This is a genomic window from Pseudomonas sp. GM30, assembly GCF_000282275.2.
Classification (GTDB): Bacteria; Pseudomonadota; Gammaproteobacteria; order Pseudomonadales; family Pseudomonadaceae; genus Aquipseudomonas.
Genome location: NZ_AKJP02000026.1, coordinates 119,048 through 131,227 on the forward strand (window position 1 = coordinate 119,048; position 12,180 = coordinate 131,227).

Sequence of the window (12,180 nt, forward strand, 5' to 3'; positions counted from 1 at the left end):
ACAGTGGCCAAGCCGGTGGGTGTCCTCAGCTTTGCAAAAGCTGTTTGGTCATCACCATCGACGTCTGCAACGACTGCCCCGTGCGCTGCAGTTTGTTCAATAAACTCGCCCCCAACCACAGTTGATAGAGCGTTTCTGCCAGTTGCCGAGCGTCAGTCTGCGGCAAACTTTTATCCAACTGCCCTTCTTCCAGGCACGTCGTGATCCGCGCAACGATGCGCTCGGCGCCGTCGCGCAAGGTCAGGCGCATCGACTCGGACAGGTCGGCGACTTCCGCGCTCAACTTGACCACCAGGCATTCATCGCCATGACCTTCCAGGGTGCAGCGGTTCTGCCAGCCCTGCCAGTAATCCATCAGCCGCTCATAGGCACTGAGCCCAGGCAGAGTCAGGCGTCGCTCCATGTCCGCCAGGTAGCCGACAAAGTAGTCCTCCAGCAGCGCCTGGCCGTAGAGTTCCTTGGATTTGAAGTAGTGATAGAACGAGCCCTTGGGCACACCGGCGGTCTGCAGGATCTCGCTCAGGCCAACGCTGGTGAAGCCCTTTTCGGCCATCATGCGGTGGCCGGTGTCGAGCAGGTGTTGGCGGGTATCGTCGTAGGTCGGTTTCATGGGGCGCAAAATACCAAATATTAGACCAGTCGTATATTTCTGATGAGCAGGAGTTTGCCACAGTGATGGCGCGGAAACACGGGGGTAAAAAATTTACTAGACGACCGGTCTAATATGAATCTATTCTGTGCCCGTCACTCCTTCCGAGGTGTCGCAGACGAACCCGTCGAGGACACCAGACCAATACAGGGCGCTCTATGAAAATCTTGATGGTTCTGACTTCCCACGATCAGCTTGGCACCACCGGCAAGAAAACCGGCTTCTGGCTCGAAGAGTTCGCGGCCCCCTACTACGCCTTCAAGGATGCCGGCGCGCAGATCACTCTGGTATCGCCAGCCGGTGGCCAGCCACCGCTCGATCCGAAAAGCGATGAGCCCGATGCGCAAACCGCTGAAACCGACCGCTTCCGCCAGGACCCCGCCGCTCAGCAGGCGCTGGCCAATACCGGGCGCCTGGCGGATGTCAGCGCCGAGGATTTCGATGCCGTGTTTTATCCCGGTGGCCATGGCCCACTGTGGGATCTGGCCGAAGACCAACACTCGATCGCGCTGATCGAAGCTTTCGACCGCAGCAACAAACCTCACGGTTTCGTCTGCCATGCGCCCGGCGTTCTGCGCCACGTGGTGGCTGCCGATGGCAAACCGTTGATTCAAGGCCGCGACGTCACCGGTTTCACCAATGCTGAAGAAGCCGCTGTGGGCCTGACCGATGTCGTGCCGTTCCTGATCGAAGACGAATTCCAGCGTCTCGGTGGCCGCTACTCCAAGGTCGCTGACTGGCAGGTTCACGTGGTCACCGATGGTCAACTGGTGACGGGTCAAAACCCTGCCAGCTCGGCAGCCGTCGCCGAAAAACTGCTGAAGCTGTTGGCCTGAGCCCTCCAGCGTCCAGACACCGTGCGCATCCCGCACGGTGTTTTTTTACCGCCTCACTAGTCGACTGGTCTAATAAGACCAAAACAGGAATCACATGAAAAACAGCCTTTACTTCACCCCCGTCAAACTGGGCCTGCACACCCTGAAGAACCGCATCGTCCTGCCGCCCCTCACCCGCCAGCGCAGCACGCAACCGGGCAATGTCGCCAACGCATTGATGGCCGAGTATTACCAGCAACGCGCCGGTGCCGGTCTGCTGGTCACCGAAGGCACGCAGATCGAGCCTCGCGGTCAGGGCTACGCCTGGACTCCCGGCATTCACACCCCGGAACAAATTGCCGGATGGCGCACAGTCACCGAAGCGGTTCATGCAAAGGGCGGCGTGATATTCGCCCAGCTCTGGCACGTCGGCCGTGTGTCCCATACCGCGCTGCAACCCGGTGGCGCGGCCCCGGTTTCAGCGTCTGCGATCGCCACCGAGCGGGTCAGCGTGTTCATCGAAACTGCGCCGGGCGCCGGCGAGCTGGTTACGCCATCCGCGCCGCGAGCGCTGAGCACCGACGAGGTCCAGGAACTGGTTCAGCTCTATATACAGGCGGCGCGCAATGCGATGGACGCCGGCTTCGACGGAATCGAACTGCACTGCGCCAATGGCTATCTGGTGAACCAGTTCATTTCCGCCCACAGCAACGTGCGCACCGATCAGTACGGTGGCTCGCTGCACAATCGCCTGCGCTTTCTGCGCGAAGTGGTGTCGGGTGTCGCCGAGTGCATCGGCAAGGAGAAAGTCGGCGTGCGTTTCGCGCCATTGTTCACTACCACCGATGAAGCGCGCACCTATCTGGGCATGGTCGAAGAGGACCCGCACACCACTTACATCGAAGCGATCAAAGTGCTTGAGGATGTGGGCATCGCCTACCTGTCCATCGCTGAAGCGGACTGGGACGACGCGCCCGCGATGCCGCAAACCTTCCGCCGTGCAGTGCGCGATACCTTCAGTGGCGCGATCATTTATGCCGGGCGCTACAACGCAGAATCCGGTGCGCAATTGCTTGAATCGGGACTGGCGGATCTGGTGGCTTTCGGTCGTCCGTTCATGGCCAACCCGGACCTGCCGGCGCGCATCGCCAATGACTGGCCGCTCAATCCACTGAATCCCGCGACGGTCTACGGCGGCAATGCCGAAGGCTATGTGGATTACCCGACCTACAGCGAATAATTCCGCGAATTCGCACAGCGCTCCCACTCACCGGGAGCGCTTCCTCTTCTCCCCCGCTACACCCGCAACCTCGCGCGCTGCGCTGCGAGTTTTTCGCATCTGCACGAAAAAGATCGCTGATTCATTGTCAGGTGGATTTTTTCCACCTATCGTGAATAAAACCTATACAGATGATCTATCTACGTACAATATTTTGCCAAATGCTCCTGGCGGAGGCGAAATCCGCATGCACTGCTGACGGCGGTATTTTAGTGGTATTCAGCATCAATGATTTGCTGTGCAGATTTTTGAGGCTTTGATCTCATACAGGCGCCATAAACCTGTACAGACACTTTAAGCCGTACAAGCAGTTAATTCACTTCAACACGCGTGCATTCAGGAAGTAAGGCCATGACCCGATTTCTGCTGTTACTGGCGCTGACACTCGGCGTAGCGAGCTGTGCCAGCGTGGAGGTCAGCCACTATGCCGATCAGCAACCGGCGCTGGACCTGCAACGCTTTTTCAGCAAACCCGTGAAAGCCTGGGGGATGTTTCAAAAGCGCTCCGGGGAAGTGGTAAAGCGCTTCGAGGTCAACATCGTCAGCCACCGCGAAGGCGATAACCTGATTCTCGATGAGCGCTTCCTGTACAGCGACGGCACGCGCCAACGCCGCGTCTGGACCCTGACGCCCGAGGGCCAGGGGCGCTGGAGCGGGCGTGCGGGTGATGTGGTGGGGGTCGCCACAGGCCAGGTCGCCGGCAATGCGCTGCACTGGCGTTATCGCCTGAATCTGCCGGTTGATGGCTCGACCTATGAAATGAGCATGGACGACTGGATGTACCAGATGGACGAGGACACGCTGATCAACCGCACCAGCATGACCAAGCTCGGTGTTGAAGTCGGACAGGTGACCTTGTTCTTCCGTCGCGTTGACGTCGGTCACACTGAATGAACATTACTCGCCGTTTGTGCCTGGTGCTGGGCGATCAGTTGTCCTTCGATCTGGCTTCATTGCAGACGCTCGATAGCGAGCGCGACAGCGTGCTGCTGGTCGAGGTCATGGAAGAAGCCAGCCATGTGCCGCACCATCCACAAAAGATTGCCCTGATCTTCAGTGCCATGCGCCATTTCGCTCAGGCCCTGCGAGACCAAGGTGTTCGTGTCGAATACGTGATCCTGGATGATCCGCACAACAGCGGCTCGGTGCCGGGGGAATTACAGCGCTGGCAACAGCGGCTGCAGGCCGAGGAAGTGCACGTCACCGAGTGCGGGGACTGGCGCCTGGAGCAATCGATCAAGGACTGTGGCTTGCCCGTTTACTGGCACGCCGACACGCGCTTTCTGTGCAGTCGCGCCGAGTTCGCCAACTGGGCTGCCGGCAAAAAGCAGTTGCGCATGGAGTTCTTCTATCGCGAGATGCGCCGCAAGAGTCGCTTGCTGCTCAATGGCGACGGCACGCAGGTGGGCGGCGCGTGGAATTTCGATGCAGAGAACCGCAAGGCCCTGCCCAAAGGCGTGAAAGCCCCCTACCCGATCCGCTTCAGCAACGACGCCATCACCGGCGAAGTGCTGGATCTGGTGAAGGCGCGTTTCAGTCAGCATTACGGTGCACTCGACGACTTCAACTACCCGGTCACCCATGCCGACGCACAGGCGCTGTGGGAATATTTTCTGGATTATGGCTTGGCAGGCTTCGGCGACTATCAGGACGCCATGGCCAGTGACGAACCGTTTCTGTTTCATGCGCGCATCAGTGCCGCGCTCAATATAGGCCTGCTGGATTTGCGGCAGTTGTGCAGCGACGTCGAGTCGGCTTATTGGGCCGGCAGGATTGCGCTGAACGCCGCCGAAGGCTTCATTCGGCAACTGATCGGCTGGCGTGAATACGTGCGCGGCGTGTACTGGCTGAAAATGCCGGACTACGCACTGGGCAATGTGTTCGGCAACGACCGGCCACTGCCCGAGTTCTACTGGACCGGCGCTACGCAGATGAACTGCATGCGCCAGTCCATCGGCCAGAGTCTGCAGCACGCCTACGCGCATCACATTCAGCGGCTGATGGTCACCGGCAATTTTGCCCTGCTCGCCGGGATCGCGCCGAGCCAGATCTGTGAGTGGTATCTGGCGATCTACATGGACGCCTTCGACTGGGTCGAGCTGCCCAACACCTTGGGCATGGTCATGCATGCCGATGGCGGCTATCTCGGTTCCAAACCTTATTGCGCCAGTGGCCAATACATCAATCGCATGTCCGACTACTGCCGAAGCTGCGCCTACAAGGTCAGCGAAAGTACCGCGGACAATGCCTGCCCGTTCAATGCGTTGTACTGGCATTTTCTGATGCGCCACGGTGAACAACTGCGCGGCAATCAGCGCATGACAATGATGTACAAGAACCTCGACCGCATGCCGCCAGCCAAGCAGGAGGCGCTCTGGCAACGCGGGCAGAACCTGTTGGCGCGCCTGGATAACGGCGAGTCGATCTGAAATGAACGCTCGCTTGCGCGGGTGGTGAAACTTAAGCGCAGCGCGCCCGGTCAACGGATGATCGGCGCTCGAGTCCCCTGCGAGCGCAACGTTCAACTGCTCGTGTTGTGCCCACGCGCGCTATGAAGCCAGACCCTGAAAATTCAACCAAGCAGGTCACATGGATACCCTTGAACACCTTAGTCGCGAAGCGCTTGAGTCAGAGGTAAGGCGATTGCGCGCGGCGCTTCACAGCACTCAGGTCGACACCCAGGTCGTTGACCTCGATCGCGACATGGCGGCGCAACTGCAAGCCAGTCGGGATGCGCTCGCCCGCAGCGAGGCACGCTTCATCACCATTCTGGAAACCATCGAATCGGCGTTCGCCATCGTCAAGGTCAAATTCGACGCCGAGGATAAACCCGTCGATTACTACTTCGTCGAAGCCAATCCGGCGTTCGAACACCAGTGCGGAGTCAACCTGCGCGGCAAGTGGGTGACCGAGTTCGCGCCCAATCTGGAAAGCTTCTGGTTTGAAACCTACGGCCACGTGGCCAAGAGCGGCGAACCGGCGAACTTCGAGAGCTACGCCAACACCTTCGAACGCTGGTTCGACGTGCGCGCGGTGCGAGTCGGCGATCCGGCCGACCGGCAGATTGCTATCCTGTTCAACGACGTCACCCAGCGGCGCGACGCCGAGGAGCGTTTGCGTGCCAGTGAAGCGCTGGCGCGGGAGAACGTCGAGCGCGTGCAACTGGCGCTCGCCGCCGGGGCCATTATCGGCACCTGGCACTGGGACTTGCCCACCGATCGTTTCGCCGTGGACGAAGCGTTCGCCCGGGTGTTCGACCTCGACCCGGCACTGGGCCGCGAAGGGCTGAGCCTCGAGCAAGTCATGGTGACCGTGCATCCCGAAGACCAGGATGGACTGACCACCGCGATCAACGAAGCCATCGGCCGTGGTGGTGCCTACTCCCACCAGTACCGTGTGCGCCGCGGTGACGGCAAATACCAGTGGATCGAGGCCAACGGCCGTGTTGAGTGTGCCGATGATGGAACGCCGCTGCGCTTTCCCGGCGTGCTGATCGATGTCGAGGAACGGCGCAATGTCGAAGCGGAGCGCGACCGCGCCATCGCCGCGTTGCGCGCGCTCAACGATACGCTGGAGCAGCGCGTGTCATCGCGCACTTCAGAGTTGATGCAAGCCGAAGAGAAGCTGCGCCAGTCGCAGAAAATGGAGGCCGTCGGCCAACTGACCGGGGGCTTGGCGCATGACTTCAACAATTTGCTGGCCGGCATTTCCGGCGCGCTGGAGTTGATGGGCGCACGCATCAGCCAGGGTCGGCTGAATGAGGTCGACAAGTACATGGTGACCGCCCAGGGCGCGGTCAAGCGCGCCGCCGCCCTGACCCACCGCCTGCTCGCGTTTTCCAGACGCCAGACTCTCGATCCGCGCCCCACCGATGTCAACACGCTGATGACCGGCATGACCGAACTGATCCAGCGTACGGTCGGCCCCAGCATCGTTCTGGAAACCCGCGCCGCGCCGGGGCTCTGGCCAACGCTGGTGGATGCCAGCCAGTTGGAGAACGCCCTGCTCAACCTGTGCATCAACGCGCGCGACGCGATGCCGGACGGCGGGCGCATCACCATCGAGACAGCCAACCGCACGCTGGACTGCGAGACGGCGCGCGCACTGGACATGCCCGAGGGCGAATACCTGTGTCTGTGCGTGACCGATACCGGCACCGGGATGACCGCCGATGTCATCGCCAAGGCCTTCGACCCGTTCTTTACCACCAAACCGCTGGGCCAGGGCACGGGGCTGGGGTTGTCGATGATCTATGGTTTCGCCAAACAGTCCGGCGGCCAGGTGCGCGTGCATTCGCAGGTTGGCCAGGGCACGGAGATGTGCATTTATCTGCCGCGCTACCATGGCGAGCCTGTGCCGAATCAGGATCACAAGGACAACACGCCGGCAGCCTTGCCCAAATCTGGCGAGACGATTCTGGTGGTGGACGACGAGCCTACGGTGCGTGCGCTGCTGACTGACGTGCTCGGCGATCTCGGCTACACCTTGATAGAGGCCGCTGACAGTGTGGTCGGACTGAAGATGTTGCGCTCGGACATTCACATCGACTTGCTGATCACCGACGTCGGCTTGCCGGGTGGCATGAACGGTCGGCAACTGGCCGATGCAGGCCGGGAAATCCGCCAGAACCTGAAGACCCTGTTCATCACCGGGTACGCGGAAAACGCGGTGATTGGTGCCGGCCAGCTTGGCCCGGACATGCAGGTGCTGACCAAGCCGTTTGCCGTCGACACGCTGGTGGCGCGGGTCAGCGACCTGCTGGCAATGAAATCCGAATGAGCGACCGTTGCGGCGCTGTAATTCCAGAGAGTGGCTGCGGCCAAGGAGTGATAAATGGTGACGTTTCTGATTTTTCTGATCGCGTGCGGCGCTGCAGCGACTACCGGGGTGATTTTCAAACCCGGGCCATGGTACGAAGCGCTGAACAAACCCGGTTTTACCCCACCCAATTGGGCGTTTCCGGTGGCCTGGACCATCATCTATCTGTTGCTGGCCTGGGCCGGTTATCGCTTGAGCCTGATTCCTGGCAGTCAGACGGTACTGGCGCTGTGGGCCGCGCAAATTGCCCTGAACACGTTGTGGACGCCGGTGTTCTTCGGCGCGCATCAGGTCGCCGCCGCCATGGTGATTCTGCTGCTGTTGTGGCTGGTGGTCGCGGCGATGGTGTTCCTGGCGTTGCGTCTGGATTTGATCACCGGGTTGATCCTGTTTCCGTATCTGGCCTGGCTGTGTGTGGCGGCGGCGTTGAATTTCTCGATTCTGCGCAATAACCGCGGCTGATGGCGACAGCTGTCATAACTCGCATTTTTTCTGACAGAAAGGCTTATTTACAGGCACACAAAATATCTTCCAGCCCCTTGAAAGCGCAGGTCCCCGCTCAGGAAGGGGATTTCGCAATGAACAACAGTTCATTACTGAATTAGTGATTTAACTAGGTAGTTACCTATCTATATAATGCACGCCTCATTTCAACGGGACATTCAACGTGAAGCAGAGTCAACGCCTCTCGGGCATATCAAAATTCATTCTGGTCGGGCTGGGGGTGATCATCGCCCTGCTCGGCCTGGCACTTGCGGCTGGCGGAGTGAAGCTGGTCAGCCTGGGAGGGTCGTGGTACTTCCTCGTGGGTGGTCTGGTGATGGCCGTTTCCGGTCTGCTGATCGCTCGCTACAAGACGGCCGGCGCCTGGCTGTTCGCGGCGTTTCTGGTCGGGACAGCGATCTGGGCGGTGAGCGATGCCGGGCTGGTGTTCTGGCCGGTGTTCTCGCGTCTGTTCATGTTCAGCGCCGTGGGTCTGGCGGTGACGCTGGTCTACCCGCTGCTCAAACGCGCCAATGGTGGCGTGCCGGGTCGCGGTGCTTATGGCGTTGCTGCGGTGCTGGCCGTGGCACTGGCGGTGGCTGCCGGCAACATGTTCGTCGCGCACCCGACCGTTGCCGCTACCGGTACTGGCCCGGGCCTGACCCCGGTTGAGCCGGACAAGGCGCAAAAAGACTGGGCGCACTACGGTAATACCGAGGGCGGCAGCCGCTTTGCTGCGCTGGACCAGATCAACCGCAGCAACGTCGACAAGCTCAAAGTGGCGTGGACCTACCACACCGGTGACGTTGCCGAGAGCGATGGCAACGGTGCCGAAGACCAGCTCACTCCACTGCAGATCGGCAACAAAGTGTTCATCTGCACCCCGCACAACAACCTGATCGCGCTGGATGCCGACACCGGCAAAGAGCTGTGGAAGAACGCGATCAACGCCCAGTCGAAAGTCTGGCAGCGTTGCCGTGGCATGGTCTATTTCGATGCGACCAAGAGCATCGCTCAGCCAAGCAATTCGAGCATCATCGAAGCCAAACCGGCCCCAGCCGCCAATTGCCAGCGCCGTCTGCTGACCAACACCATCGACGCCCGCCTGATCGCGGTCGATGCCGACACCGGCGAGTTCTGCCAGGGTTTCGGCAACAACGGTCAGGTCGATCTGAAGGCCGGTCTCGGCGATGTGCCGGACAGCTACTACCAGCTCTCCTCCGCGCCGTTGATGGCCGGTACCACCGTGGTGGTTGGCGGTCGCGTGGCCGATAACGTACAGACCGACATGCCGGGTGGCGTGATCCGTGGTTTTGACGTGATCACCGGCGCCATGCGCTGGGCCTTCGACCCGGGCAATCCGCAGGACAAACAGGCACCGGCCGACGGCAGCACGTACGTGCGCAGCACGCCGAACAGCTGGGCACCGATGTCCTACGATCCGGCGACCAACACCGTGTTCCTGCCGATGGGCAGCTCGTCCACCGACATCTATGGTGTCGAGCGCAGCAAACTCGATCACACCTACGGCGCCTCGATCCTCGCGCTGGACGCCACCACCGGTGATGAACGCTGGGTGTTCCAGACTGTACACAACGATCTGTGGGACTTCGACCTGCCGATGCAGCCGAGCCTGATCGACTTCACCAAGGACGGCAAAACCGTTCCGGCGCTGGTCATCGGCACCAAGGCCGGGCAGATCTACGTGCTCGATCGTGCCACCGGCAAACCGTTGACCGAGGTTAAAGAAGTCCCGGTCAAAGCCGCGAACATCCCGAACGAACCGTACTCGCCAACTCAGCCAAAATCGCTGGGCATGCCGCAGATCGGTGCGCAGCACCTGACTGAGTCGGACATGTGGGGCGCCACCCCGTACGACCAGTTGCTGTGCCGGATCGATTTCAAATCGATGCGTTACGACGGCCTGTACACCGCGCCGGGTACCGACAAATCGCTGAGCTTCCCGGGTTCGCTGGGCGGCATGAACTGGGGCAGCATCTCCACTGACCCGGTACACGGATTCATCTTCGTCAACGACATGCGCCTGGGTCTGTGGATTCAGATGATCCCGTCGCAAAACAAGGCTCAGGCCTCGTCCGGTGGCGAAGCGTTGAACACCGGCATGGGCGCGGTACCGCTCAAAGGCACGCCTTACGCGGTGAACAAAAACCGCTTCCTGTCGGTGGCCGGCATTCCTTGCCAGGCCCCACCGTTCGGCACCCTGACCGCGATCGACATGAAGACCCAGAAAGTTGCCTGGCAGGTTCCGGTCGGCACCGTTGAAGACACCGGTCCGCTGGGCATTCGCATGCACCTGCCGATCAAGATCGGTCTGCCAACCCTCGGCGGCACCCTGTCGACCCAAGGTGGCCTGATCTTCATCGCCGGCACTCAGGACTTCTACCTGCGCGCCTTCAACAGCGCCAATGGCGAAGAAATCTGGAAAGCGCGTCTGCCAGTCGGTAGTCAGGGCGGCCCGATGACTTTCGTTTCGCCGAAGACTGGCAAGCAGTACATCGTCATCACCGCCGGTGGTGCACGTCAGTCGACCGATCGCGGCGACTACGTGATGGCTTACGCCTTGCCGTAAACCGCAGCGTCCGTGTTGAACACGGGCGCTTTCTTTTTGCGCGCGGCACCTGAGGGTGCCGCGCCGCTTTCCGATATCGCTACAGCTTTGAGCAGGAAGATCTCCATGTTTGGTTTTACTCGTAACGGCTGGGTCAACGGCGTGCTGTTGGGCCTGACCTGCACCACCCTGCCCGCCTTCGCCGATACTGATTCGAACCTGTTGACCCGTAACACCCTGACCGGTGACTGGGGCGGTCTGCGCCACCAGATGGATCAGGACGGGATCAAGTTCACCGGCGATTACACCGGCGAAATGGCTTACAACGCCGATGGCGGTCTGCACCGCTCCGGCCGTTACTCGCAGAACATCAAGCTCGGCGCGCAGTTCGACCTGAGCAAGTTGTATGGCGTGGAGAACGCCGGCAAGGTTCAGCTCACCATCAACGACCGTCGCGGCAACAGCGCCTCCGAAGACCTGGTCGGCAACCGTCTGCCGATCCAGGAAAACTACGGCGGCCTCTACACCCGCCTGACCGAACTCAGCTACGAGCGCAGCCTGTTCACCCCGGCGCTCAACGTAAAACTCGGTTACATGGCCATGGGCAACGACCTTGGTGGCCTCGACAGCGGCATTCTGTGCAACTTCATGAACGCCGGTTTCTGCGGCCATCCGCTGAACATGTCCGGCGGCAGCGGCTGGACCAACTACCCCAACGCGCACTTGGGTGTGCGGGTGAAATACGACTTGTCGCCGTCCTGGCAACTGCGCGTGGCCGCGTTCAACGTCGACCCGGAAAGCAACGGCAACTCCAGCCGCGCCTGGCATCTGGGCCCGAAACACACGACCGGCACCGTGGTGCCAATCGAGCTGGTGTACAAGCACGCGGGCCAATTGCCCGGCGAATACAAGCTCGGTTACTACTACGACAGCTCCGACGTGAAACGCATCGGCAGCGACAAAGAAGTCTCCGGTCGCGGCGGTCATTACTTGCTGATCGATCAGGCCGTATGGAGTTCGCCAACGTCCGAGGGCCGCAGCCTGCATGCGTTCGGCCAATACTCGGCGGCCAGCGAAGCGGCTTCGCCATTCAGCAAGTGGTACGGCACCGGTCTGGTGCTGTACAAACCGTTCGAAGGTCGCCCGCGTGACACCGTCGCTCTGGGCTACGGCCGCGCCGTGCCTAACCCGCGCAGCCGCGACGTGCAACAGGACGCCGCCATGGCCAATGGCACGCAGTTCCCGAACCTGGACAGTGGCGAGCAGTTGATCGAACTTGGCTACGGTTATCAGGCCACGCCTTGGCTGACACTGCGCCCGAACCTGCAATACATCATCGAGCCGGGGGCGTTTTCCGGGCAGGACATCGACAATGCGTTGGTGTTTGGTTTGCAGGTGAAAGCTTCGCTCTGACTTCTGGCAGAACTGCAGGCAATAAAAAACCCGGCGTAATGACCGGGTTTTTTATTGCCTGACAATTGTCGTAAACAAGATGCTCAGTCGACAGCGAACCTTTACCCCCGAACCAGCGTCGGAGCTAGGGCGTTAACGCTTACCGCTCGCCACG

The 12,180-nt window shown here is 60.6% G+C and carries 9 protein-coding genes; 8 read left to right on the plus strand and 1 reads right to left on the minus strand.

All coding sequences use genetic code 11. The features are described 5' to 3' along the window. Positions 1 to 25 precede the first annotated feature (25 nt). Positions 26 to 610 (minus strand): TetR/AcrR family transcriptional regulator, encoded by a 585-nt coding sequence (locus PMI25_RS16235; RefSeq protein WP_007967154.1) that lies wholly within the window; start codon positions 608 to 610, stop codon positions 26 to 28. A gap of 197 nt (positions 611 to 807) precedes the next feature. Here PMI25_RS16235 and PMI25_RS16240 point away from each other — a divergent pair, with 197 nt between their 5' ends. The 8 genes from PMI25_RS16240 (at position 808) to PMI25_RS16275 (ending at position 12,026) form a co-directional block, all read left to right on the plus strand. Continuing rightward, positions 808 to 1,485: a type 1 glutamine amidotransferase domain-containing protein gene (locus tag PMI25_RS16240; RefSeq protein ID WP_007967152.1), complete on the plus strand. Its 678-nt coding sequence runs from the start codon at positions 808 to 810 to the stop codon at positions 1,483 to 1,485. A gap of 94 nt (positions 1,486 to 1,579) precedes the next feature. Continuing rightward, the gene (locus PMI25_RS16245) at positions 1,580 to 2,704 is read left to right on the plus strand and encodes an alkene reductase (protein ID WP_007967150.1); all 1,125 of its coding nucleotides are present in this window, start codon (positions 1,580 to 1,582) and stop codon (positions 2,702 to 2,704) included. Positions 2,705 to 3,094: 390 nt separating this feature from the next. Continuing rightward, a complete protein-coding gene (locus PMI25_RS16250) occupies positions 3,095 to 3,637 on the plus strand; it encodes a DUF3833 domain-containing protein (protein WP_007967148.1) in 543 nt (180 codons plus the stop codon). Further along, positions 3,634 to 5,172, plus strand: coding sequence for a cryptochrome/photolyase family protein (locus tag PMI25_RS16255; RefSeq protein ID WP_007967147.1), 1,539 nt, complete (start codon positions 3,634 to 3,636; stop codon positions 5,170 to 5,172). The genes PMI25_RS16250 and PMI25_RS16255 overlap by 4 nt, the downstream gene beginning before the upstream one ends. Positions 5,173 to 5,332: 160 nt before the next feature. After that, a complete protein-coding gene (locus tag PMI25_RS16260; protein WP_007967146.1) occupies positions 5,333 to 7,522 on the plus strand; it encodes an ATP-binding protein in 2,190 nt (729 codons plus the stop codon). A 57-nt stretch (positions 7,523 to 7,579) separates the two neighbouring features. Next, the gene (gene tspO / locus PMI25_RS16265; protein ID WP_045122098.1) at positions 7,580 to 8,023 is read left to right on the plus strand and encodes a tryptophan-rich sensory protein TspO; all 444 of its coding nucleotides are present in this window, start codon (positions 7,580 to 7,582) and stop codon (positions 8,021 to 8,023) included. Between the two features lie 205 nt (positions 8,024 to 8,228). Next, complete coding sequence (locus tag PMI25_RS16270; protein WP_007967144.1) at positions 8,229 to 10,634, plus strand: glucose/quinate/shikimate family membrane-bound PQQ-dependent dehydrogenase; 2,406 nt, start codon at positions 8,229 to 8,231, stop codon at positions 10,632 to 10,634. Positions 10,635 to 10,739: 105 nt separating this feature from the next. Next, positions 10,740 to 12,026, plus strand: a complete 1,287-nt coding sequence (locus tag PMI25_RS16275) for a carbohydrate porin (RefSeq protein WP_007967143.1) — start codon at positions 10,740 to 10,742, stop codon at positions 12,024 to 12,026. The last annotated feature ends 154 nt before the right edge of the window (positions 12,027 to 12,180 follow it).

Bases quoted from the DNA above. Each gene is read 5' to 3' on its own strand.
- PMI25_RS16235 (WP_007967154.1), bottom strand. From the start codon at position 610: ATGAAACCGACCTACGACGATACCCGCCAACACCTGCTCGACACCGGC.
- PMI25_RS16275 (WP_007967143.1), top strand. From the start codon at position 10,740: ATGTTTGGTTTTACTCGTAACGGCTGGGTCAACGGCGTGCTGTTGGGC.
- PMI25_RS16245 (WP_007967150.1), top strand. From the start codon at position 1,580: ATGAAAAACAGCCTTTACTTCACCCCCGTCAAACTGGGCCTGCACACC.
- PMI25_RS16240 (WP_007967152.1), top strand. From the start codon at position 808: ATGAAAATCTTGATGGTTCTGACTTCCCACGATCAGCTTGGCACCACC.
- PMI25_RS16250 (WP_007967148.1), top strand. From the start codon at position 3,095: ATGACCCGATTTCTGCTGTTACTGGCGCTGACACTCGGCGTAGCGAGC.
- PMI25_RS16260 (WP_007967146.1), top strand. From the start codon at position 5,333: ATGGATACCCTTGAACACCTTAGTCGCGAAGCGCTTGAGTCAGAGGTA.
- PMI25_RS16255 (WP_007967147.1), top strand. From the start codon at position 3,634: ATGAACATTACTCGCCGTTTGTGCCTGGTGCTGGGCGATCAGTTGTCC.